Consider the following 22,439-nt stretch of genomic DNA (forward strand, 5'->3'; position numbering starts at 1 on the left):
ATTGTTTTACCTGAGCCAGTTGGTTTTTGCCAGTTCGATAACCTCATCGCCGCGACCGCTGATGATGGCACGCAGCATGTACAGGCTGAAACCTTTGGCCTGCTCCAGTTTGATCTGCGGCGGAATGGCCAGCTCTTCTTTTGCGACAACCACATCCACCAGCACCGGACCGTCAATCGACAGGGCGCGCTGCAGCGCTTCATCAACGTCGGCGGCGTTTTCCACCCGAATACCGGTGATGCCGCACGCTTCGGCAATGCGTGCGAAGTTGGTGTCGTGCAACGCCGTGCCGTCGGTGAGATAACCGCCCGCTTTCATCTCCATCGCCACAAAGCCCAGCACGCTGTTGTTAAAGACCACGATTTTAAGCGGGAGCTTCATCTGGACCACCGACAGGAAATCCCCCATCAGCATACTGAATCCGCCATCGCCGCACAGGGCGATCACCTGACGTCCCGGAGCAGTGGCCTGTGCACCCAGCGCCTGCGGCATAGCGTTAGCCATTGAGCCGTGGTTAAACGAGCCCAGCAGTCGGCGCTTGCCGTTCATTTTCAGGTAGCGGGCGGCCCACACCGTCGGCGTACCGACGTCGCAGGTAAAGATGGCATCATCGGCGGCGAAATGGCTGATTTGCTGCGCCAGGTACTGTGGATGAATCGCCTTTTCGCTGGGTTTGGCGAGGTCATCAAGGCCCTTACGCGCATCGCGATAATCGCTCAACGCCTTATCCAGGAACTTACGCTCGGTTTTCTCCTCCACCAGCGGCAGAAGCGCCGTCAGCGTGGCTTTGATATCGCCGACCAGCGCCATGTCGACCTTGCTGTGCGCGCCGATGCTGGCAGGGTTGATATCAATCTGAATGATTTTGGCATCGGTTGGATAGAACGCGCGGTAGGGGAACTGCGTACCGAGCAGCACCAGCGTGTCGGCGTTCATCATGGTATGGAAGCCGGAAGAGAAGCCGATAAGCCCGGTCATTCCCACATCATACGGGTTGTCGTATTCGACATGCTCTTTGCCGCGCAGGGCGTGAACGATGGGGGCTTTAATTTTGGCGGCGAACTCGACCAGTTCTTTATGCGCCCCCGCACAGCCGCTGCCGCACATCAGGGCGATATTGCTGGAATAACGCAGCAGTTGGGCCAGCTTTCTTAGCTCTTCTTCCGCTGGCGTGACGATCGGTAACGGCGCGTGATACCAGTGGGTGCTGGCGCTTTCTGGCGCGGGTTTTAACGCCACATCGCCCGGTAAGACCACTACCGAGACGCCGCGATTGAGCACCGCTTTGCGCATGGCAATCGCCAGTACCTGAGGGATCTGCTCCGGGCTGGAAACCAGCTCGCAATAGTGGCTGCATTCGCGGAACAGTTCCTGCGGGTGCGTTTCCTGAAAATACCCGCTGCCAATTTCACTGGAAGGGATGTGGGCGGCGATGGCCAGCACCGGGACGTGGTTGCGATGACAGTCAAACAGGCCGTTGATCAGGTGCAGGTTACCGGGGCCGCAGGAGCCTGCACAAACCGCCAGTTCGCCGGTTAGCTGTGCCTCCGCACCCGCCGCGAAGGCAGCCACCTCTTCATGACGGGTCGACATCCACTCAATCGTTCCCATGCGATTAAGACTGTCGCTCAGGCCGTTCAGCGAATCGCCCGTCACGCCCCAGATACGTTTCACACCCGCCTGTTCCAGTGTTTTAGCAATAAAAGCGGCAACCGTTTGTTTCATGGTTTTCCATCTCCTTAATTGTGATACCGGTTACAAGTTTAGATGAAGATACTGATTACGCTGCGTGGCACCCCCTTATTTTCAGCAGCTTCCTTTCAGGGGGGATAACGCGTAGCGTGAAAAAAAATCAGGGCGAACCAGGAGTAAACTCAGATGCTTACAACATTGTTAAATGCAGTGAATCGGATGCTGACGCACGAGGATTTTGGCAAGTTTTTATTACGCCTGGCGGTTGGGGGATTAATGCTGTTTCACGGGCTGCATAAGCTGTTTGCCGGCATTGATGGCATCAGCGGAATGCTGATTGCCAAAGGGCTACCGGGCTTTATTGCGTACGGTGTGCTGGTGGGCGAAGTGATTGCGCCTTGCCTGATTATTCTCGGGATCCTGACGCGTCCGGCGGCGCTGGTACTGGCGTTCACCATGATTGTGGCGTGGCTGATGGTCGGGATCAATGAAACCTGGGCGCTGGATAAAACCGGGGCCTGGGCGATTGAAAGCCTGGTCTATTTCTTTATCGGCGCGCTGGCGGTGGCGTTTTTAGGGGCGGGACGGTTTTCGGTTGCTGGCAATTCGGCGTGGCGGTGAGAAATTGCCGGATGGCGGCGTAAATGCCTTATCCGGCCTACCATTGTTCTCGTAGGCCGGATAAGCGCAGCGTCATGCGGCAATCTGCTGTCAGGCGAGAACCAGGTCACTCTGCGGATGGCAGGAGCAGGCCAGCACGTAGCCGTCGGCAATTTCCGCCTCAGTTAGCGTCATGGTGCTGCTCACCGTGTAATTTCCATCCACGACTTTTGTTTTGCAGCATCCGCATACACCGGCGCGGCAGGCGGCAACCACCGGCACCTGGTTGCTTTCCAGCGCGTCCAGCAGCGTCGTACCGACCGGGGCGTGAAATTCTTTCGCCGGTTGTAGTTTGGTAAATTTCAGACCGCTGGTTGCTGCATCTGCCACCGGGGTGAAGAACTTCTCTTTAAAGAAGCGCGTCACGCCCAGCGCGTTCACTTCCTGCTCGACCCAATCCATATACGGTGCCGGACCACAGGTCATCACGGTACGAGACGTCAGGTCAGGAACACGTTGCAGCAGTTCCGTGGTCAGGCGACCGGCCACGAAACCGTCGGTGGCGTTATTTTCCGCCACCAGCGTGACCGGATACTGACGCCACTCTTCGGCGAAAATGACATCCTGCGGCGAACGCACGTTGAAGATGACCTGGACATCCGCATGCGGACGGTACTTTGCCAACCAGCGACGCATCGACATGATCGGCGTGACGCCACAACCGGCCGCCAGCATCAGGAACTTATCATCGGCTTTATCTTCGCAGGTGAAATCGCCCATCGCATTGGACAGCCAGATGTAGTCGCCGCGCTTCACGTCGCGGGTTAACCACTGTGAGCCCGCACCATCATCAATCCGACGAACGGTCAGCGTAATGTACTCGCTGACGCCCGGCGTTGAAGAGAGGGTGTAAGCGCGCAGCGTGTCCGCTGAATGACGTACGCTCACCAGTGCATACTGCCCGGCGCGATACGGATAATAGTCGTGGCACAGCAACGAAATTGTCCATACATCCGGCGTTTCCTGATGGATGTGGTGAACCTGCATCCGCCATGGGCACTGATTCGTTGGCATTGTCATGTCTTAACTCCTTACGCGCTCAGCAATTGCTTCATGTCTTCTTCAACGGTGGTCACCGAACGCAGACCAAATTTCTCGTTGAGTACCGCCAGCAGATCTGGCGTGAAGAAGCCTGGTGCGGTCGGACCGGTCACGATGTTTTTCACGCCCAGGGAGAGCAGGGTCAGCAGAATGACAATCGCTTTTTGTTCGAACCAGGAGAGCACCAGAGACAGCGGCAGGTCATTCACGCCGCAGTCCAGTTTTTCTGCCAGCGTCACGGCCAGAATGATGGCGGAGTAAGCGTCGTTACATTGACCGGCATCGACGAGACGTGGCAGACCTTCAATATCGCCGAACTCCAGCTTGTTGAAACGGTATTTACCGCAGGCCAGGGTCAGGATCAGGCAGTCGTCCGGTACACTGGTGGCGAAATCGGTGAAGTAGTTGCGTTCGCCGCGCGCGCCGTCGCAGCCGCCAACCAGGAAGATGTGACGCAGTTTTTCACGGCTCACCAGATCGATCAGGGTGTCCGCCGCGCCCAGCAGCGTCTGACGACCGAAACCGACGGTGATCAGATGCGGAATTTCGCTGTACGGGAAGCCCGCCATTTGCTGCGCTTGTGCGATAACCGGACCGAAGTCGTCACCTTCCAGGTGGCTTACACCCGGCCAACCGACGATGCTACGGGTCCAGATACGGTCGTCGTAACTGCCCACGGTCGGGTCGATGATGCAGTTTGAGGTCATCACGATAGGCCCCGGGAAGCGGGCAAATTCGACCTGCTGGTTCTGCCAGCCGCTGCCGTAGTTACCAATCAGATGTTTGAACTTACGCAGTTCCGGATAGCCATGCGCCGGCAGCATTTCACCGTGGGTATAGACGTTAACGCCGGTGCCTTCGGTTTGTTCCAGCAGGTTGTACAGATCTTTCAGGTCGTGGCCGGAGATCAGGATGCATTTGCCTTCAGTGGCTTTGACATTGACCTGTGTTGGCGTCGGGTGACCGTATTTGGTGGTTTCACCCGCATCCAGAATGCTCATCACTTTGAAGTTCATCTGGCCGATTTCCATTGAGCACTCCAGCAGAGCGTTCATATCGGAAGGCCAGGTGCCCAGCCACGCCATAATTTTATGGTACTGCGCGTAGATGTCGTTGTCGTATTGACCGAGAACGTGTGCGTGTTCCATATAGGCCGCCGCACCTTTCAGGCCGTACAGACACAGCAGACGCAGGCCGAGGATATTCTCGCCAATGGCGGCTTTGTCTTTATTCGGGGTAAATTCGGCAGCCTGACGTTGCAGGTCGCCCAGATCGTCGCTCACCAGTTGCAGGTCAGCCATGGGGTTGTCGCAGTGCGCATTGGCGTCAACGCTCAGGCACTGGGCTTTCAGCGCTTCACGCATCGCGATAGAGTCGCGAGCATAGCCGACGATACGCGGGGAATCGAAGTTAACGTTGGTCAGCGTGGAGAAGAAAGCACGCGGCGCAAAGTTATCGACGTCATGATTAATGATGCCATATTCACGCGCTTTAGCCGCCCATGCAGACAGGCCTTGTAGGGAGGCAATCAGCAGATCTTGCAGGTCAGAGGTTTCAGCCGTTTTACCGCACATACCCTGCGCGTAAGAGCAGCCGTTTCCTGCCGGAGTACGGATGGTTTGTTCACATTGCACACAAAACATGGTCACACCTTTTAAAGTTATATTTAATATACATGTTTAAGGTTATGCCTGTGCGTAAAGGGAGAAAAGGTATTTCTGATACAATTTACAGGGAGATTGATTTAGCTCAATTTTGGCGGCAGAACCCTACCGCCAGAGAGGGAGTTAAGCGGAGAAAAAGGCCATCAAAATGGGCACCAGCAAACTGAGGATAAAGCCGTGGACAATCGCCGCCGGAACCATCTCCAGCCCACCGGTACGCTGTAACACCGGCAGGGTAAAGTCCATCGATGTGGCGCCACACAGTCCCAGCGCGGTAGAGCGACTGTGGCGCACCAGTCCCGGGATCAACATAATCGCGAGCAGTTCGCGCGCCAAATCGTTAAAGAACGCGGCGCTGCCGATCACCGGACCGTAGGATTCGGTCAGCAAAATACCCGACAGGGAGTACCAGCCAAAACCCGACGCCATTGCCAGCGCGGTTTTCATTGGCAGGTCGAGAATCAGCGCGTTGATCAGGCCGCCAATCATGGAGCTGGCGACGACCACGACCGCCACAATCATGCCACGCCGGTTCAGGACGATCTGCTTTAACGTCATACCGCTATTGCGTAACTGGATCCCGACTAACAGCAGTAACAGGATCAGCGTATATTCGCTCGCCTCTGTGGCGTGTTGCAAAATGGGCAGACCGCTCAAGCCCAGCAGAAAGCCGATCACGACCACGCCGCACAACTTCAGCGACTCAAGCGCCATCGCGATACGGGAGGGCAGTTTCTCCTGCTGGTGATGGTGACGCCAGGGTAACGTGCGTTCCAGCCACAGTAATGCGGCAATATTACACAGTAAAATAACGGTAATACTGACGGCGGAATAGTGAAATATCGCCAGCAGGTTGCTCGCCAGGTTATCTAAAAAGGCCAGGCTGATCCCCATAAAAAAGAGAATCAGATAAACCATCCAGCTTAAGAGCCGATTGATCAGTTTTAATGCCGCGGTGTGCCGAAGCACAATGAGATAACCTGCTATCAGCGGGAGCAGAATGATGAGTAGTCCTGAAAACATGAACAGCCGGGTCCTTTGAATTAGCGAGACAGCGCCATGACACTACCCAATAACGCGGGTTCAGTAAAGATGCAAAATAAAAGCCGGACAGGGACGATGCCTTATCCGGCTGAAGAGTGTTTGGTCCGGCGGGCATATGCCGTCGGACGTTTTGTCATTAATCGCGTTTTTCGAGCAGCGTACGGTAAATAAGGCCACCGAGAATACCGCCAATAATCGGCATCACCCAGAACAGCCACAGTTGTTCTAATGCCCAACCGCCCTGGAAGATGGCGACCGCGGTGCTACGCGCCGGGTTAACAGACGTATTGGTCACCGGAATACTGATCAGGTGGATCAAGGTCAATGCCAGACCGATAGCGATTGGCGCAAAGCCCGCCGGTGCATGTTTGTCAGTGGCACCGTGAATCACCAGCAGGAAACCGGCAGTCAGCACGATTTCGATAACGATCGCGGACAGCATGGAGTAACCGCCCGGTGAATGCTCGCCATAACCGTTGGAGGCGAAACCGCTGGCCGTTGCATCAAAGCCGGCTTTACCGCTGGCAATCAGATACAGTACCGCTGCGGCAATAATACCGCCCACCACCTGGGCAATAATGTAGCCAATGACGTCTTTTGCCGGGAAACGACCGCCGGCCCATAAGCCTAATGTCACTGCCGGGTTAAAATGCCCGCCGGAAATATGACCAACGGCAAAAGCCATGGTTAATACGGTCAGGCCGAATGCCAGTGCGACACCCGCAAAGCCAATACCTAATTCCGGAAACGCTGCTGCCAGTACGGCGCTGCCGCAGCCACCAAAAACAAGCCAGAATGTACCAAAACATTCGGCTGCTAATTTTCTAAACATATCCACCTCAATGTAAAAATAACCGCAAAAGCGTTGCGGTAATTGATATTTACTGTTCGCCTGAATGACGACAAAATAAATAGCTCGCTATTTTAAAAACGATCGTCATCCGTTCTCTAGTCAAATAAAGCCTGTTAGTTTGATTTAGGGCAATGCGGCGTCATTCCTTCCATAGATTTCTCTTAGGGGAAAGTGTAGCGCATAGTCATATGAAGGAGAATTAACGCAAACGGATTTATTTATGTCCTGCCAAACATGCCTGCTCTCTATTACGAATGAAAGAGAAAAGAATAAATCGTTCACCCTTCGTACAGTTAGCCAGCGTAATAATGTCCATATCACGTCCCGCGCCGGCTTTTGCAGTTATACTGCGAGGAGCTTAAAGGAAAAGTGAAGGTTTTCTGGAGGAAACATGATTCTCGAACGCGTTGAGATAGTGGGATTTCGCGGTATCAATCGACTGTCGTTGATGCTCGAGCAGAACAACGTCCTGATTGGTGAGAACGCCTGGGGTAAATCGAGTTTACTGGATGCGTTAACGCTGCTGCTGTCACCCGAATCAGAGTTGTATCATTTTGACCGTGACGATTTCTGGTTTCCTCCTGGCGATATGAAAGGCCGTGAACATCACCTGCATATCGTGCTGACGTTTCGTGAATCGCAACCCGGTCGCTACCGGGTTCGACGCTACCGGCCGCTGGAGGCGTGCTGGGCGCCGTGCCACGATGGATTTCAGCGCATCTTTTATCGCCTTGAAGGCGAATGCGGAGAAGACGGCAGCGTGATGACGCTGCGCAGTTTTCTCGACGGCGACGGGCACCCGCTGGCGGTGGACGATATCAACGAACAGGCGCGACATCTGGTGCGCCTGATGCCGGTGCTGCGCTTACGCGATGCACGGTTTATGCGCCGCATCCGTAACGGTACGGTGCCGGAGGTTGACGATGTGGAAGTCACCGCCCGGCAACTGGATTTTCTCGCCCGGGAACTGGCGATGCGCCCGCAGAATCTCACCGACGGACAGATTCGCCAGGGGCTTTCGGCGATGGTGCAACTGCTGGAGCACTATTTTACCGAGCAGGGTACTTCACAGTCCCGCCACCGCTTAATGCGCCGACGCTCCGCCAACGAACAGCGAAGCTGGCGCTATCTCGATATCATCAACCGGATGATTGACAAACCTGGCGGGCGTACTCACCGGGTGATTCTGCTGGGACTGTTCTCCACGCTATTGCAGGCGAAGGGCACGGTCAGATTGCATAAAAATGCCAGGCCGTTGCTGTTGGTGGAAGACCCGGAAACGCGCCTGCATCCTATTATGCTGTCAGTGGCGTGGCAGTTGCTGAATCTGCTGCCGCTTCAGCGTATCACGACCACTAACTCGGGCGAATTACTCTCGTTGACCCCCGTGGAGCATGTCTGTCGTCTGGTGCGTGAATCCTCGCGCGTAGCGGCCTGGCGTCTGGGGCCGGGTGGTCTGAGCGCCGAGGATGGTCGACGCATTGCCTTTCACATTCGCTTTAACCGCGCCTCTTCGCTGTTTGCCCGCTGCTGGCTGCTGGTGGAAGGCGAAACAGAAACCTGGGTGATTAACGAACTGGCCCGCCAGTGCGGCCATCATTTTGACGCCGAAGGGATTAAGGTGATCGAATTTGCGCAGTCCGGTCTCAAGCCGCTGGTGAAATTCGCCCGGCGGATGGGCATTGAGTGGCATGTGCTGGTGGATGGTGATGAAGCCGGGAAAAAATATGCCGCCACGGTGCGAAGCCTGCTGAATAACGATCGGGAGGAAGAGCGAGAGCACCTGACCACGCTACCCGCGCTGGATATGGAACACTTTATGTACCGGCAAGGGTTTTCCGATGTCTTTCACCGGGTGGCGCAAATCCCGGAAAACGTGCCGATGAATATGCGTAAAATCATTTCGAAGGCGATCCATCGCTCATCGAAGCCCGACTTAGCCATCGAAGTGGCGATGGAAGCCGGGCGGCGGGGTGTGGATGCGGTGCCGACGCTGCTGAGACATATGTTCTCCCGGGTGCTGTGGCTGGCGCGCGGTCGAGCGGATTAATTCTGTAACCGCTGCGGAACCTGCGTGACGACGCTGTCGAGCAGCGCATAGCGACGGCGGTATTCAGCCCGTTTTTTGCTGGCAATCTCCGCCTCGCTTTTTCGTGCAATGGTCAGCGGCAGAGAGAAGTATTCCCCCTCGGTCTTTTCACCGCCCAGTGACGCCCAGAAGGCGTCGTAGTCGGCATGCATTTGCGTTTTTTTATCCATATAGCGCCAACTGCGATAAACATGTACCGCGTTGCTGACCGCCAGAATCTGCTCCGCCCCGGCGATGTGCGCGAACTGACACAGCGCTTCCATCACCATTCTTTTGGGGAACAGGCCGTAACAGGCTTTGGTGGCCTGCTGGATCACCTCATGCGGGACATCATTGGCCGCGCCCTGCAAGCCCCCGATAAACAGGGTGCGTTTTCCGTTTAACGTGCAGAATGTGAACGTAATTTCTGCCAGAATACGCATCCGATCGTCGCGGATCACAACGGTACTTTCCCCTTCTTTATCCAGCGAGACCAGACTGACTAAATCAAGCTGGAATGGCGTACCATCTTTAGCCTCAATTTTTGCCAGGTTGAGACCGCCCTGACTTAAATAACAGGCCAGTTGTTCGCGGCTGAACAACTGACGCAGCAGATCGTAATGGCTACAGAGCGCAGTCAGCGCGGTATCGCGCTTAATATTTACGGCCATATACGGGCGATGCAGACGGATAGGTAACCGGGGTTGCCGTGTCAGTAACGTATTCAGCTCAGGCCACTGGGTCAGATTTTCCAGCAGTTGACGGGTGGCTCTTGGCATCAGCAGCGAGCGAATTAAAAACTTACGGCGAAAGCTGGCTTTCCGCCAGAATTTACCCGGCAGTAATTGACCACGCGTCAGGCGCATAAATAATTGTAAAGGAGACGCAACGTCTGAAGTGTAAAAGGTATTATCAGTAATCTGTGACATGATCATAATCCGCAATGCGATGATTGCGAAAATTGAAACACGCTGAATCTTAACCAATCGTCAATGCCTTGAGCGCTGTCCTTTCCGCTTGCGGTTTGTTTAGATACTGTTGAATTTCAGCTGAAAACTTACCATCAGGATCGCTATGGGTATTAAGGGAAATAAAATTAAAAAGCGCTATCTGCTGCTTATATTCATTCTCATCCTGGGGGCATTTGCCCTTTGGCGGACGCTGAATGCGCCAGTGCCAAATTATCAGACGCTGATTGTGCGTCCGGGAGATCTGCAGCAAAGCGTGCTGGCAACCGGCAAACTCGACGCGCTGCGTAAAGTGGATGTGGGGGCGCAGGTGAGCGGTCAGCTCAAAACGCTGTCGGTGGCGATTGGCGACAAGGTGAAGAAAGACCAGTTGCTTGGCGTTATCGACCCTGAACAGGCACAAAACCAGATCAAAGAGGTGGAAGCGACGCTAATGGAACTGCGCGCCCAACGCCAGCAGGCCGAAGCTGAGTGGAAACTGGCGCGGGTGACGCTCTCTCGCCAGCAGCAACTGGCAAAAACCCAGGCCGTATCGCAACAGGATCTGGACACCGCCGCGACGGAGATGGCGGTGAAGCAGGCGCAAATCGGCACCATCGATGCGCAGATCAAGCGTAATCAGGCGTCTCTGGATACCGCGAAAACCAATCTCGACTACACCCGCATCGTCGCGCCGATGGCTGGAGAAGTCACGCAGATTACCACCCTGCAAGGTCAGACGGTGATCGCCGCGCAGCAAGCGCCGAACATTCTGACGCTGGCGGATATGAGCACGATGCTGGTGAAAGCGCAGGTTTCTGAAGCCGATGTGATTCACCTTAAACCGGGGCAAAAGGCCTGGTTTACTGTGCTGGGCGATCCGCAAACCCGTTACGAAGGGACGCTGAAAGATGTGTTGCCGACGCCGGAAAAGGTTAATGATGCCATTTTCTATTACGCCCGTTTTGAAGTGCCCAATCCAAAAGGCATTCTGCGACTGGAGATGACCGCGCAGGTCCACATTCAGCTAACCGATGTAAAAAACGTTCTGACGATCCCGCTTTCCGCGTTGGGCGATCCGGTCGGGGACAATCGCTACAAGGTGACTCTGCTGCGTAACGGCGAAACCCGTGAACGTGAGGTGTCAATTGGCGCGCGCAATGACACCGACGTGGAGATTGTGAAAGGGCTGGAAGCCGGGGATGAAGTGGTGACGGGCGAGGGTAAACCGGGAGCCGTACAATGACGGCATTGCTTGAGCTGAGCAATATTCGTCGCAGTTACCCCTCCGGAGAAGAACAGGTGGAGGTGCTGAAAGGCATCACGCTACAGATCAATGCCGGCGAAATGGTGGCGATCGTGGGGGCGTCTGGCTCTGGCAAATCTACGCTGATGAATATCCTGGGGTGCCTCGATAAACCCACCAGCGGCACCTATCGGGTGGCAGGACGCGATGTATCAACGTTGGATCGTGACGCGCTGGCGCAGCTGCGCCGGGAGCATTTCGGCTTTATTTTCCAGCGCTATCATTTGCTGTCTCACCTGACGGCGGCGCAAAACGTCGAAGTCCCCGCCGTTTACGCCGGAACGGAGCGGAAACAGCGTCTGGTGCGCGCGCAGGAACTGCTCCAGCGGCTTGGCCTGGGCGATCGCGTCGATTACCAACCCTCGCAGCTTTCCGGCGGTCAGCAGCAGCGCGTCAGTATTGCCCGCGCGCTGATGAACGGCGGACAGGTGATCCTCGCCGATGAACCCACGGGCGCGCTCGACAGCCGTTCCGGTGAAGAAGTGATGGCTATCCTGCATCAGCTGCGCGATCGCGGGCACACGGTGATTATCGTCACCCACGATCCCCTGGTCGCGGCCCAGGCAGAACGGGTGATTGAAATTCATGATGGCGAAATTGTGCGTAATCCGCCCGCAAAACGTGCCGTTCAGGGACAGGGGATTCAGGAACCGACGGTGAAAACGGCGTCCGGCTGGAGTCAGTTTATCAGCGGATTCCGTGAAGCGCTTACGATGGCGTGGCTGGCGATGGCGGCCAACAAAATGCGCACGCTGCTCACGATGCTCGGGATTATTATCGGTATCGCGTCGGTGGTGTCGATTGTGGTCGTCGGTGATGCGGCGAAGCAACTGGTGCTGGCGGATATCCGCGCCATCGGGACCAACACCATTGATATCTACCCCGGCAAAGATTTTGGTGACGACGACCCGCAGTACCAGCAGGCGCTGAAATACGACGATCTCGCCGCTATCCAGAAACAGCCATGGGTAACCTCCGCCACGCCCGCCGTGTCGCAGAATCTGCGCTTGCGCTACGGCAACACCGATGTTGCCGCCAGTGCAAACGGGGTGAGTGGCGACTATTTTAACGTCTACGGCATGACCTTCAGTGAAGGAACCACCTTTAACCGCGAACAGCTTAATGACCGCGCGCAGGTCGTGGTGCTCGACAGCAACACCCGACGTCAGTTATTCCCGCATAAGGCGAACGTGGTGGGCGAAGTGATCCTCGTGGGCAACATGCCTGCGACGGTGATTGGCGTGGCAGAAGAGAAGCAGTCGATGTTTGGCAGCAGCAAAATTCTACGCGTCTGGTTGCCCTACAGCACGATGTCCGGGCGCATTATGGGGCAGTCGTGGCTGAACTCGATCACCGTGCGGGTGAAAGAGGGCTTCGACAGCGCGCAGGCCGAACAGCAACTCACCCGACTGTTGACGCTGCGTCATGGCAAAAAGGATTTCTTCACCTGGAATATGGACGGCGTCTTGAAAACCGCCGAAAAGACCACACGTACTCTTCAGTTGTTCCTGACGCTGGTGGCGGTGATTTCACTGGTGGTCGGTGGGATTGGCGTGATGAACATTATGCTGGTGTCGGTCACGGAGCGTACGCGGGAGATAGGTATCCGGATGGCAGTTGGCGCACGCGCCAGCGATGTGCTGCAGCAATTTTTGATTGAAGCGGTGCTGGTCTGCCTGGTCGGCGGCGCGCTGGGTATCAGCCTGTCGATGCTGATCGCCTTCACGCTGCAGCTGTTCCTGCCCGGTTGGGAGATTGGCTTCTCGCCGGTAGCGCTGCTGACGGCATTTTTGTGCTCTACCTTTACCGGTATTCTGTTCGGCTGGTTACCGGCGCGCAACGCGGCGCGACTGGATCCGGTCGATGCGTTGGCGCGAGAGTAACGTTGCGGGAAATAAAAATGCCAGCCGATCGGGCTGGCATTTTATCTGCGGGATGTACACAATGAGACAGAAGAGCTATGCAACAGCTTCTGCTTCGATAGGCACGATGACACTGGCGTGATTGCCTTTTGGCCCCTGGTGAACATCAAACTGGACAGACTGTCCGGCTTTTAGCGTTCTGTAACCATCCATCTGAATGGTGGAATAGTGAGCGAAAATATCTTCGCCGCCGCCTTCAGGGCAGATGAAACCAAACCCTTTGGCATTATTGAACCACTTAACAGTACCCGTTTCCATGCTTCGACATCCTTCGTAAATCTTATATAAGTAAGATGGAATGAACCGGTGGTGGAGTGGGGGTTGTTCAAAACCTCGCCAACTCTCGAAACTACAATTTAGAGAAATCAGGCGGGGCGTCAAGCATCTGACGGGGGGCAGTGGGTAAAAATGAATCAAAAATTTGAAGCAGTTAACGCTATTGGCGGGAATGTGACAGATGTCGCGGATGCCAGTGATAGATGATAGTTATCTATCAATTGAGGTAGATTGAGTGTGCACATCCGCTCTTGTCAGCGGCAGACTGTTCTGCCGGTAACCGTAACTGAAGATGACGACTGACAATGGGTAAGACGAACGACTGGCTGGATTTTGACCAGCTGGCGGCAGATAAAGTGCGTGACGCGCTTAAACCGCCATCTATGTATAAAGTGATATTAGTCAATGATGATTATACTCCGATGGAGTTTGTTATTGACGTGTTACAAAAATTCTTTTCTTATGATGTAGAACGTGCAACGCAACTGATGCTTGCGGTTCACTATCACGGTAAAGCCATTTGCGGTGTATTCACCGCAGAGGTCGCGGAGACCAAAGTGGCGATGGTGAACACGTATGCAAGGGAGAACGAGCATCCGTTGCTGTGTACGCTGGAAAAAGCCTGAATGCAGGCATAAAAATTGGGGGAGGTGCCTATGCTCAATCAAGAACTGGAACTCAGTTTAAACATGGCTTTCGCCAGAGCGCGCGAGCACCGTCATGAGTTTATGACCGTCGAGCACTTGTTACTGGCGCTGCTCAGTAACCCATCGGCCCGCGAAGCGCTGGAAGCGTGTTCCGTGGACCTCGTGGCGCTCCGTCAGGAACTCGAAGCCTTCATAGAACAAACCACACCCGTACTGCCTGCCAGCGAAGAAGAACGCGACACGCAGCCGACGCTGAGCTTTCAGCGCGTTCTGCAACGTGCGGTTTTCCACGTTCAGTCCTCCGGGCGTAGTGAAGTGACTGGCGCGAACGTGCTGGTTGCCATCTTTAGCGAACAGGAGTCTCAGGCGGCCTACCTGTTGCGTAAGCATGAGGTCAGCCGTCTTGACGTAGTCAACTTTATTTCTCACGGTACGCGCAAAGATGAGCCGAGTCAGTCATCCGATCCCGGCAGTCAGCCCAATACCGAAGAGCAAGCTGGCGGGGAGGAACGTATGGAGAACTTCACGACAAACCTTAACCAGCTTGCCCGTGTTGGCGGTATTGACCCGTTGATCGGCCGCGACAAAGAACTGGAGCGTGCCATCCAGGTGCTGTGCCGTCGGCGTAAAAATAACCCGCTGTTGGTCGGGGAATCCGGCGTCGGGAAAACGGCGATTGCCGAAGGACTGGCCTGGCGTATCGTGCAGGGCGACGTGCCGGAAGTGATGGCCGATTGCACGATTTATTCACTGGATATCGGTTCGCTGCTGGCGGGCACCAAATACCGCGGTGACTTTGAAAAACGCTTTAAAGCGCTGCTGAAACAGCTGGAGCAGGATACCAACAGTATTCTGTTTATCGACGAGATCCACACCATTATTGGTGCGGGTGCAGCATCGGGCGGCCAGGTGGATGCCGCAAACCTGATTAAACCGCTGCTTTCCGGCGGTAAGATCCGCGTGATTGGCTCCACGACCTATCAGGAGTTCAGCAATATTTTCGAGAAAGACCGTGCGTTAGCCCGTCGCTTCCAGAAAATTGATATTACTGAACCGTCGGTGGAAGAGACCGTACAGATCATCAACGGCCTGAAGCCGAAGTACGAAGCGCACCACGACGTGCGTTATACCGCGAAAGCGGTGCGTGCGGCGGTTGAGCTGGCGGTGAAATATATCAACGATCGTCATCTGCCGGATAAAGCGATTGACGTCATTGACGAAGCTGGTGCGCGTGCGCGTCTGATGCCGGTCAGCAAACGCAAGAAAACCGTTAACGTGGCGGATATCGAGTCTGTGGTCGCGCGTATTGCGCGTATTCCGGAAAAGAGCGTGTCGCAAAGCGATCGCGATACGCTGAAAAACCTTGGCGACCGTCTGAAAATGCTGGTCTTTGGGCAGGATAAGGCCATTGAGGCGCTGACCGAAGCCATCAAGATGAGCCGCGCGGGTCTGGGACACGAGCATAAGCCGGTGGGTTCCTTCCTGTTTGCCGGGCCGACCGGTGTCGGGAAAACAGAGGTCACGGTACAGCTTTCCAAAGCGCTGGGAATCGAACTGCTGCGTTTTGACATGTCCGAGTATATGGAACGTCATACCGTCAGCCGCCTGATTGGTGCGCCTCCGGGATACGTGGGTTTTGATCAGGGTGGTCTGTTGACGGATGCGGTCATCAAGCATCCTCATGCGGTACTGCTGCTGGATGAAATCGAGAAAGCGCACCCGGATGTTTTTAACCTGCTGCTGCAGGTGATGGACAACGGCACGCTGACGGATAATAACGGGCGTAAAGCCGATTTCCGTAACGTGGTGCTGGTCATGACCACCAACGCCGGTGTACGCGAAACTGAGCGTAAATCGATTGGCCTGATTCATCAGGACAACAGCACTGATGCGATGAGTGAAATCAAGAAAGTGTTTACGCCGGAGTTCCGTAACCGTCTCGACAATATTATCTGGTTCGAACACCTGTCTACTGAGGTGATCCATCAGGTTGTTGATAAGTTCATTGTCGAGCTGCAGGTTCAGTTGGATCAGAAAGGTGTCTCCCTGGAAGTCAGCCAGGAAGCGCGCAACTGGTTGGCTGAGAAGGGCTACGATCGGGCAATGGGCGCACGTCCAATGGCGCGTGTGATTCAGGATAACCTGAAAAAACCGCTGGCAAACGAACTGCTGTTTGGCTCGCTGGTGGACGGCGGACAGGTGACCGTGGCACTGGATAAAGAGAAAAATGAACTGACCTATGGCTTCCAGAGTGCGCAGAAGCACAAGCCGGAAGCCGCGCATTAATCTCAACGCTCTCTTAGCTGACTGACGAACCGGGCCACGTGCCCGGTTCTCTATTATCTGGACAGACAAACATCTGCCTCATAGGTCGGTTTTCATCCCCACGGATCCCTTATCGTTTTACCTTCAGATTATTCTACCCAGCAGAGGAAACGGTAAGATGAATATTAATAATTAGTTAATAATAAATACCAATATTTATTTCATGAAATTATATCCCATGCTTAGCTAATATTATAATCCTGAAATCATTATCACGCTATTCACGGAAAATTCTTACCTTCAATTGTCTCGCAATAGAACGCAATAGAATAGTAGCCAGACTAATAAATCAGTATTTACATTTTGAAATAGATAATATATGTTGTTCTTGCAGTTTTCTTCAAATTTTATTTATTAAGGATAGCCAAATGAAAGTAATTCTGGGTTTCGATAGTCTGCTGACTCCTAAAATCATGGTGTTTTTATACTGGATTTTTATGGTTTTAGTGGCCGTTGTTGGCGTGATTTCTATATTTAATGGTCAAATCATTGCAGGATTATTTGGCACGGCTTTTAGTCTGGTTGGCTGTCGCGTCATGTTTGAACTTATTATGATTGCGTTTAAAAACAATGAGTATCTGCGTCTGATTGCACAGAATTCCAATAAATCAGAATAATAGCGTTTCCCTGGTATTAATCCTGGTCTGTTACAATGTGATGTTTATTTTCACACTGAGATAACATCCTGACACTTTGCTTATTCATGCAGAGTGTCAGGATGTTTCAGCTAAGTTAATGAATCAACGTATGGCCTGTAGAGCCATAAAAGGTCGCAGACGATAAACGTTGAGGCAGAGCAGGCACATATCAAATACAGTGGACTTTATTTTTTTGTCGGATCGTAAAAAACAAAAGCAATTTTGTTCTTGTCAGGATCGCGGACATAAGCACTATAAAAATCATCACCATAGTGTGGGCGGTAGCCAGGAGGACCATCATCCTCGCCACCGTTTTCTAACGCTAAGGCATAGAGCTTGTTAATTATATCAACGGAGGGGGCATTAAGCGCCACCATCACGCCATTGCCAAATGTTGCCGGACGTTGATTAAAGGGAAGGCCAACACATAGCCCTGTGGAATTATTATTTTTAAACGTGCCCCAGGCGGCGCCTTTCTCACTTCGACCATCCAGAGGATATCCCAGCACCTCCATTAGTGGCGCATAAAATTTATAAGAAACTTCCGGGTTATTGGTACCCAACATGACATAAGAAAACATGGCAACTCCTGTTGTGAAAAAAATCCTCATTCGTCACTATGCCTGTTCGGAGATCTGAACGGAAGTGTTTATACCAGTCTTTATTTTTCAATCACAAATCCAGAATGAATGTGAGTGGTATAGACAGATGAAAGCTATATCCCGAATGCCCGACGAATGAATAAGTTACTGACTAATCTGAGCGCAGCAACCTCCCTGAAACTGATTAATCCCAGGAATTATCGTCGTAAAATAAAGCCCGAAATTATCATGGGATACCACTGCTCGGGATAATGGGGAAGAATATGGCTCAGAGACAAATACCCACACTCGTGCGGGGTACCGTCTTTATTGATGATAATACTTTTGCCCTGGCAATAATGTATCAACGTACCACCGTCGCAAATACCCATTACCAGCAAACCGAAGCGCTGGGTTCATAAGCGCTTTATGTCCGTCCGTATGGCTGCAGGCCATACCTGAGATATGGCGTCTGTGAGTGCGACAATAAGGTTTTCAACGTCATCCTGTGCGGTTTCGTGCAAAGCTTCGGCGACAATCAGCACGTTGGACGTACGTTGGCGAACGGCCGACCAACCGCTTTGTCGATGAGTCCAGCGTCGGGCATGGGCTCGCCCGGAATCATCGGCAAAGATAACTTCACCGGGTTCAGGGTGTTCCGTTTCCCCGGAAAACGTCTCATAGAGTTCATCCCCACAGGCTGAACGCACTGTTAACGCGCCGCTGATCCGGTCGATGTCAAACGCAGCAACCGGTATGGCAAAGGCGAGGGAAGCCGCATTACACAGGTCAATCAGCGGATGTAGCGTCGGCAACTCTCCGTTCTTGCGATACCGTCTTAGCAGAGATTCCGATGCGCAGCGATATTGCGTAGGCTTAAGGCCTAACTCGGAAAAAGCACGACGCCAGGCTTTAATCTCTGCAAACTCGCCTTCGCGAGTTGCCGTCAGTCGCTTATCTGCGACGGCAAGTAACTGAGCCACTGGTGCGCCCGAATTAGCATCTGCGTGAATACCATTAACACCGATCGTCGCAGAACGAAGTTGCCTGAATCTCGTATGAATTTCAGAGGCATAACATAGCGGCATTGACATTCTCTCCTTAGCACTATTTCTGACAGAATATCGGTCGCTGCTCTGATGTGTATTGAATAAAATTGCAGATGATTTCATTGCCCGGGTGGAAATCTCTGATGACATACCTTGAAGGCAACAAATCTAACCTGTTGCTCCGGTCGGGGATTCTCATCCCCCCCCGATGGAGAACATAAAAGAAAAGAGCCGATACATAAGTACCGGCTCTCATCTGAAATATGGCGGTGAGGGGGGGATTCGAACCCCCGATACGTTGCCGTATACACACTTTCCAGGCGTGCTCCTTCAGCCACTCGGACACCTCACCATATTGTATTGTTGCCTGACCGCTTGGGGAGCAACGGGGCGCTACTATAGGGAGTTGCGCTAAAACGGTCAAGCAGTATTTACGCTTTGCTTATCGTTTGGTTACGCATTGTACAGCTTCCCCGAACGATGCCGTCGGGGAAGCTTTTCTGCGTTATGAATCCCGCATTTTGCTATTCTTACAACCTCCTCCCGGTCAGATTTGACCAAAGCGGCCAGCGTTAAAATCGCGAACGGCTTCTGCAATTTCTTGTTTGGTATTCATGACAAACGGACCGTAACCGACTACCGGTTCATCCAGCGGTTCCCCCGACAGCAACAACACGCTGGCATCACCGCTGGCTTCCAGATGCACTGAGTCTCCTTGCTGACTTAATACGACCAGTTGCCCCTCATTTGCCGTTGTCGAGCCATTTACCCTGATTGAACCTTTCAGGATCACCAGTGCGGTACTCCACCCCTCTGGCTGCAAAAGCGTCAACGGGCGCGCCTGCTGCAGTCGCATATCCCAGACGTTCAGCGGCGAGAACGTGTGAGCCGATCCTGTCGTCTGCTGATACTGACCGGCAATGATTCGTGCCGTTCCTGCCTCGTTCGGCAGCTCAATGGTCGGGATGTGTTCCTGAGAGATGCTCTGGTATCCCGGTGACGTCATTTTGTCTTTCGCTGGCAGGTTTACCCACAGTTGCACCATCTCCAGTTCTCCTCCCTTGCGGGTGAAGGCTTCAGAATGAAATTCTTCATGCAAAATGCCTGCGCCTGCCGTCATCCACTGCACGTCGCCAGGGCCAATAATGCCGCCGCGACCCGTTGAGTCGCGATGCTCAACTTCACCGCTGTACACTATTGTCACCGTTTCAAAACCGCGGTGGGGATGTTCACCCACGCCACGCTTTTCCGTTCCCGGCGTGAACGTATGGGGACCCGCATAGTCGAGCAGCAGAAACGGGCTCAGTTGCTGCGCGTGGGACTGATACGAAAACAGTGAACGAACCGGAAATCCATCGCCAACCCAGTGCGGGCGAGGTGCGGTATAGACGCCTGTAACCTGTTTCATCATTATCTCCTCAATGGTATTCCTGGCTTGTGAATAAGCTTATATTCATGACAGCGAGGTGAGTAGTCGCTAAAATGAATCTCATCGTTCTGAAAATGGAACAATAAATGGCAAAGCCGGACCTCAATGATTTTGCGTGGTTTGTCCATGTCGTGGAGCAGGGCGGGTTTGCCGCGGCAGGCCGCGCGTTAGACGAACCTAAGTCAAAGCTCAGTCGGCGCATCGCGCAACTGGAGGAGCAACTGGGTGTGCGACTCATCCAGCGGACGACGCGGCAGTTTAACGTTACGGAAGTGGGGCAAACGTTCTACGAGCACTGCAAAGCGATGCTGGTAGAAGCACAGGCGGCGCAGGATGCGATTGCCGCATTGCAGGTCGAACCTCGTGGCGTGGTGAAGCTGACGTGTCCGGTCACGCTGCTCCACGTTCACGTGGGGCCGATGCTGGCGAAATTTATGGCGCGCTATCCCGATGTCACGCTGCAACTCGAAGCGACGAATCGTCGTGTTGATGTGGTGGGTGAAGGCGTTGATATTGCTATCAGAGTACGACCGCGCCCGATTGAGGACAGCGATCTGGTTATGCGGGTTCTTGCTGACCGCGCACACCGGTTATTTGCCAGTCCGGCATTGATCGCACGCATGGGTGCCCCTGCATCACCGGCGGAATTAAGCCGCTGGCCCGGACTGAGTCTGGCATACGGAAAACATATTCATCGCTGGGAGTTGTACGGTCCACAAGGGGCCAGAGCGGAAGTACACTTTGCCCCGCGATTTATCACGACTGATATGTTGGTATTGCGTGAGGCGGCTATCGCCGGCGTCGGTGCCGTACAGCTTCCCATCTTAATGGTCAAAGAACAGCTGGCGGCGGGTGAACTGGTTTCGTTACTGGAAGGATGGGAACCCCGAAGAGAGGTGATTCATGCGGTTTTTCCTTCACGCAGGGGATTGCTGCCGTCGGTGAGAGCGCTGGTGGATTTCCTGACGGACGAGTACGCGCGGATGACGGAGGAGTAGGTGATTTCTGCACAACAAAAAAGGCCGGATAGACCGACCTTTTATTATTGGTACGCCATTCGGGCGTGAAAACAATCAGCGACTACGGAAGACAATGCGGCCTTTGCTCAGGTCGTACGGGGTCAGCTCAACAGTCACTTTGTCGCCCGTCAGGATGCGGATGTAGTTTTTACGCATTTTACCGGAGATGTGTGCAGTAACCACGTGACCGTTTTCTAACTCTACGCGGAACATGGTATTAGGTAACGTTTCGAGAACGGTACCCTGCATTTCAATATTGTCTTCTTTGGCCATCTAATCCTCTGGGGTATCACTACCGTAATTTGAACCGGCAAGATAATGCCGAAGTTCTTTTAATAAGTAAAGATTTGCACGTTTAAAACGCAGCAAACAAAATTTGGCGCATTACTCCGGTTTGCTTAAAAAGCACACGGCAAAGCCGCACGTGAAGCGCAACGTATAAGGGAGCGATGAGATAAACGATGGCGTTACCTGACGCGAACGGATCCTTAACGGCAGCGGGGTAATGGGCTAAACCAACTCTGCGACGCAATTATAACACCCTGACAAAAAATGTGCCGAAAACATTCACTTCAGGGGCAAAAATAACGTACGAGGGACCCAAAAATCGCGAGGTAAACGTTGTTGGCGTAACGCATCGAGGTGTTCCAGATACACCCGACGCGAAATTTCGACCGCCCCTAGCGATTCGGTATGGCTATTGAGCACCTGGCAATCCATTAATTTGCCGCCGTGACGGACAAATTCGGCACAAAAAACCAGTAGTGCGGTTTTTGACGCATTCTCTTGCCGACTGAACATTGACTCACCGCAAAACAGGGCTCCCTGGGAAACGCCATACATACCACCGACCAGCGCATTGTCGCGCCAGACCTCAATGGAATGCGCGTGTCCCAGTTCATGCAGTCGGTGATAGGCTTCCACCACGCCCTGAGTTATCCATGTCCCTTCATCGCGATCGTTGGCGCACCCGTCGATGACCTGACCAAACGCATAATTCAGGGTGACACGATACGGAGAGCGCTTATGAAAGCGCTTCATGCTGCGGCTAATATGAAAAGTGTCAGGCCACAGAATGGCCCGAGGGTCCGGCGACCACCAGAGAATAGGGTCGCCAGGGGAAAACCACGGGAAAATGCCGCGCTGATAGGCCATCAGCAGCCGCGCAGGGCTCAGATCGCCCCCAAGCGCCAGCAGGCCGTTTGGCTCGCGTAAAGCGCCCTCCGGCGAAGGGAAGGCGATAGAGTGTCGGGAAAGCTGAACCAGGCGCATGACAGC

The 22,439-nt window shown here is 53.7% G+C and carries 22 protein-coding genes and 1 tRNA gene; 10 read left to right on the plus strand and 13 right to left on the minus strand.

All coding sequences use genetic code 11. From position 1 onward, the window contains the following. Window positions 1-6: 6 nt before the first annotated feature. Entirely contained in the window at window positions 7-1,725 is a 1,719-nt protein-coding gene (poxB, locus tag ACERJC_RS03500) for a ubiquinone-dependent pyruvate dehydrogenase (protein WP_371895614.1), read from the minus strand. Between the two features lie 153 nt (window positions 1,726-1,878). Here poxB and ACERJC_RS03505 point away from each other — a divergent pair, with 153 nt between their 5' ends. Then, window positions 1,879-2,313, plus strand: a complete 435-nt coding sequence (locus ACERJC_RS03505) for a DoxX family protein (protein ID WP_046477860.1) — start codon at window positions 1,879-1,881, stop codon at window positions 2,311-2,313. Between the two features lie 90 nt (window positions 2,314-2,403). Here ACERJC_RS03505 and hcr read toward each other — a convergent pair whose 3' ends face one another. From hcr to aqpZ, 4 genes are all read right to left on the minus strand, one after another. After that, entirely contained in the window at window positions 2,404-3,372 is a 969-nt protein-coding gene (gene hcr / locus ACERJC_RS03510; RefSeq protein WP_373671044.1) for an NADH oxidoreductase, read from the minus strand. Window positions 3,373-3,383: 11 nt separating this feature from the next. Further along, complete coding sequence (hcp, locus tag ACERJC_RS03515; RefSeq protein ID WP_373671045.1) at window positions 3,384-5,036, minus strand: hydroxylamine reductase; 1,653 nt, start codon at window positions 5,034-5,036, stop codon at window positions 3,384-3,386. A gap of 144 nt (window positions 5,037-5,180) precedes the next feature. Then, window positions 5,181-6,080: a LysO family transporter gene (locus ACERJC_RS03520; protein ID WP_152405288.1), complete on the minus strand. Its 900-nt coding sequence runs from the start codon at window positions 6,078-6,080 to the stop codon at window positions 5,181-5,183. 157 nt (window positions 6,081-6,237) lie between these two features. Continuing rightward, window positions 6,238-6,933 (minus strand): aquaporin Z, encoded by a 696-nt coding sequence (gene aqpZ / locus ACERJC_RS03525; RefSeq protein WP_178827702.1) that lies wholly within the window; start codon window positions 6,931-6,933, stop codon window positions 6,238-6,240. Window positions 6,934-7,345: 412 nt separating this feature from the next. Between aqpZ and ACERJC_RS03530 the strand changes: the two genes are divergently transcribed. After that, a complete protein-coding gene (locus ACERJC_RS03530; protein WP_373671046.1) occupies window positions 7,346-9,004 on the plus strand; it encodes an ATP-dependent endonuclease in 1,659 nt (552 codons plus the stop codon). Here ACERJC_RS03530 and ACERJC_RS03535 read toward each other — a convergent pair. Then, window positions 9,001-9,951, minus strand: a complete 951-nt coding sequence (locus tag ACERJC_RS03535) for a VirK/YbjX family protein (RefSeq protein ID WP_178824536.1) — start codon at window positions 9,949-9,951, stop codon at window positions 9,001-9,003. The two genes, ACERJC_RS03530 and ACERJC_RS03535, sit on opposite strands and share 4 nt — an antisense overlap. A 145-nt stretch (window positions 9,952-10,096) precedes the next feature. On the opposite strand from ACERJC_RS03535, the gene macA reads away from it, so the two are divergent. Both macA and macB read left to right on the plus strand, forming a co-directional pair. Next, entirely contained in the window at window positions 10,097-11,215 is a 1,119-nt protein-coding gene (gene macA, locus ACERJC_RS03540; protein WP_371895611.1) for a macrolide transporter subunit MacA, read from the plus strand. Continuing rightward, window positions 11,212-13,158 carry a macrolide ABC transporter ATP-binding protein/permease MacB gene (macB, locus tag ACERJC_RS03545; protein ID WP_373671047.1) on the plus strand — a complete coding sequence of 649 codons (1,947 nt, stop codon included), beginning with the start codon at window positions 11,212-11,214 and terminating at the stop codon, window positions 13,156-13,158. The genes macA and macB overlap by 4 nt, the downstream gene beginning before the upstream one ends. A 75-nt stretch (window positions 13,159-13,233) precedes the next feature. Here macB and cspD read toward each other — a convergent pair whose 3' ends face one another. After that, a complete protein-coding gene (cspD, locus tag ACERJC_RS03550) occupies window positions 13,234-13,455 on the minus strand; it encodes a cold shock-like protein CspD (RefSeq protein ID WP_042284847.1) in 222 nt (73 codons plus the stop codon). A gap of 150 nt (window positions 13,456-13,605) precedes the next feature. Between cspD and ACERJC_RS03555 the strand changes: the two genes are divergently transcribed. The 4 genes from ACERJC_RS03555 to ACERJC_RS03570 all read left to right on the plus strand — a co-directional run bounded on the left by ACERJC_RS03555 (window position 13,606) and on the right by ACERJC_RS03570 (window position 17,062). Next, on the plus strand, window positions 13,606-13,680 hold the full coding sequence (locus ACERJC_RS03555) for a hypothetical protein (protein WP_212807582.1): 75 nt from the start codon (window positions 13,606-13,608) through the stop codon (window positions 13,678-13,680). 98 nt (window positions 13,681-13,778) lie between these two features. Beyond that, window positions 13,779-14,099, plus strand: a complete 321-nt coding sequence (gene clpS, locus ACERJC_RS03560) for an ATP-dependent Clp protease adapter ClpS (RefSeq protein WP_042320277.1) — start codon at window positions 13,779-13,781, stop codon at window positions 14,097-14,099. Window positions 14,100-14,129: 30 nt separating this feature from the next. Then, entirely contained in the window at window positions 14,130-16,406 is a 2,277-nt protein-coding gene (clpA, locus tag ACERJC_RS03565; RefSeq protein ID WP_152405282.1) for an ATP-dependent Clp protease ATP-binding subunit ClpA, read from the plus strand. A 407-nt stretch (window positions 16,407-16,813) separates the two neighbouring features. Continuing rightward, the gene (locus ACERJC_RS03570) at window positions 16,814-17,062 is read left to right on the plus strand and encodes a DUF4282 domain-containing protein (protein WP_152405281.1); all 249 of its coding nucleotides are present in this window, start codon (window positions 16,814-16,816) and stop codon (window positions 17,060-17,062) included. A 206-nt stretch (window positions 17,063-17,268) separates the two neighbouring features. Here ACERJC_RS03570 and ACERJC_RS03575 read toward each other — a convergent pair whose 3' ends face one another. Further along, window positions 17,269-17,664 carry a VOC family protein gene (locus ACERJC_RS03575; RefSeq protein WP_371895609.1) on the minus strand — a complete coding sequence of 132 codons (396 nt, stop codon included), beginning with the start codon at window positions 17,662-17,664 and terminating at the stop codon, window positions 17,269-17,271. Between the two features lie 284 nt (window positions 17,665-17,948). On the opposite strand from ACERJC_RS03575, the gene ACERJC_RS03580 reads away from it, so the two are divergent. Beyond that, window positions 17,949-18,086 carry a hypothetical protein gene (locus ACERJC_RS03580; RefSeq protein WP_178827978.1) on the plus strand — a complete coding sequence of 46 codons (138 nt, stop codon included), beginning with the start codon at window positions 17,949-17,951 and terminating at the stop codon, window positions 18,084-18,086. On the opposite strand, the gene ACERJC_RS03585 is transcribed toward ACERJC_RS03580, so the two are convergent. From ACERJC_RS03585 to ACERJC_RS03595, 3 genes are all read right to left on the minus strand, one after another. After that, window positions 18,081-18,647, minus strand: coding sequence for a B3/B4 domain-containing protein (locus tag ACERJC_RS03585; protein WP_373671048.1), 567 nt, complete (start codon window positions 18,645-18,647; stop codon window positions 18,081-18,083). The genes ACERJC_RS03580 and ACERJC_RS03585 overlap by 6 nt on opposite strands. A gap of 330 nt (window positions 18,648-18,977) precedes the next feature. Continuing rightward, window positions 18,978-19,065 (minus strand) — tRNA-Ser (locus tag ACERJC_RS03590). 195 nt (window positions 19,066-19,260) lie between these two features. Further along, window positions 19,261-20,121 (minus strand): pirin family protein, encoded by an 861-nt coding sequence (locus tag ACERJC_RS03595; protein WP_373671049.1) that lies wholly within the window; start codon window positions 20,119-20,121, stop codon window positions 19,261-19,263. Between the two features lie 107 nt (window positions 20,122-20,228). Here ACERJC_RS03595 and ACERJC_RS03600 point away from each other — a divergent pair, with 107 nt between their 5' ends. Continuing rightward, window positions 20,229-21,140: a LysR family transcriptional regulator gene (locus ACERJC_RS03600; protein ID WP_373671050.1), complete on the plus strand. Its 912-nt coding sequence runs from the start codon at window positions 20,229-20,231 to the stop codon at window positions 21,138-21,140. 75 nt (window positions 21,141-21,215) lie between these two features. Here the strand turns inward: ACERJC_RS03600 and infA are convergent, their stop codons facing one another. Both infA and aat read right to left on the minus strand, forming a co-directional pair. Beyond that, window positions 21,216-21,434 carry a translation initiation factor IF-1 gene (infA, locus tag ACERJC_RS03605; protein WP_001040187.1) on the minus strand — a complete coding sequence of 73 codons (219 nt, stop codon included), beginning with the start codon at window positions 21,432-21,434 and terminating at the stop codon, window positions 21,216-21,218. A 294-nt stretch (window positions 21,435-21,728) separates the two neighbouring features. Further along, a complete protein-coding gene (aat, locus tag ACERJC_RS03615) occupies window positions 21,729-22,433 on the minus strand; it encodes a leucyl/phenylalanyl-tRNA--protein transferase (protein WP_178822977.1) in 705 nt (234 codons plus the stop codon). Between the last annotated feature and the right edge of the window lie 6 nt (window positions 22,434-22,439).

The sequence above is a fragment of the Citrobacter telavivensis genome, from assembly GCF_041807075.1.
In the GTDB taxonomy this organism is placed as follows: Bacteria; Pseudomonadota; Gammaproteobacteria; order Enterobacterales; family Enterobacteriaceae; genus Citrobacter_A; species Citrobacter_A telavivensis.

Coding starts and splice junctions, on each gene's coding strand:
- poxB (WP_371895614.1), bottom strand. CDS start 1,725: ATGAAACAAACGGTTGCCGCTTTTATTGCTAAAACACTGGAACAGGCG.
- ACERJC_RS03505 (WP_046477860.1), top strand. CDS start 1,879: ATGCTTACAACATTGTTAAATGCAGTGAATCGGATGCTGACGCACGAG.
- hcr (WP_373671044.1), bottom strand. CDS start 3,372: ATGACAATGCCAACGAATCAGTGCCCATGGCGGATGCAGGTTCACCAC.
- hcp (WP_373671045.1), bottom strand. CDS start 5,036: ATGTTTTGTGTGCAATGTGAACAAACCATCCGTACTCCGGCAGGAAAC.
- ACERJC_RS03520 (WP_152405288.1), bottom strand. CDS start 6,080: ATGTTTTCAGGACTACTCATCATTCTGCTCCCGCTGATAGCAGGTTAT.
- aqpZ (WP_178827702.1), bottom strand. CDS start 6,933: ATGTTTAGAAAATTAGCAGCCGAATGTTTTGGTACATTCTGGCTTGTT.
- ACERJC_RS03530 (WP_373671046.1), top strand. CDS start 7,346: ATGATTCTCGAACGCGTTGAGATAGTGGGATTTCGCGGTATCAATCGA.
- ACERJC_RS03535 (WP_178824536.1), bottom strand. CDS start 9,951: ATGTCACAGATTACTGATAATACCTTTTACACTTCAGACGTTGCGTCT.
- macA (WP_371895611.1), top strand. CDS start 10,097: ATGGGTATTAAGGGAAATAAAATTAAAAAGCGCTATCTGCTGCTTATA.
- macB (WP_373671047.1), top strand. CDS start 11,212: ATGACGGCATTGCTTGAGCTGAGCAATATTCGTCGCAGTTACCCCTCC.
- cspD (WP_042284847.1), bottom strand. CDS start 13,455: ATGGAAACGGGTACTGTTAAGTGGTTCAATAATGCCAAAGGGTTTGGT.
- clpS (WP_042320277.1), top strand. CDS start 13,779: ATGGGTAAGACGAACGACTGGCTGGATTTTGACCAGCTGGCGGCAGAT.
- clpA (WP_152405282.1), top strand. CDS start 14,130: ATGCTCAATCAAGAACTGGAACTCAGTTTAAACATGGCTTTCGCCAGA.
- ACERJC_RS03570 (WP_152405281.1), top strand. CDS start 16,814: ATGAAAGTAATTCTGGGTTTCGATAGTCTGCTGACTCCTAAAATCATG.
- ACERJC_RS03575 (WP_371895609.1), bottom strand. CDS start 17,664: ATGTTTTCTTATGTCATGTTGGGTACCAATAACCCGGAAGTTTCTTAT.
- ACERJC_RS03580 (WP_178827978.1), top strand. CDS start 17,949: ATGGCTCAGAGACAAATACCCACACTCGTGCGGGGTACCGTCTTTATT.
- ACERJC_RS03595 (WP_373671049.1), bottom strand. CDS start 20,121: ATGAAACAGGTTACAGGCGTCTATACCGCACCTCGCCCGCACTGGGTT.
- ACERJC_RS03600 (WP_373671050.1), top strand. CDS start 20,229: ATGGCAAAGCCGGACCTCAATGATTTTGCGTGGTTTGTCCATGTCGTG.
- infA (WP_001040187.1), bottom strand. CDS start 21,434: ATGGCCAAAGAAGACAATATTGAAATGCAGGGTACCGTTCTCGAAACG.
- aat (WP_178822977.1), bottom strand. CDS start 22,433: ATGCGCCTGGTTCAGCTTTCCCGACACTCTATCGCCTTCCCTTCGCCG.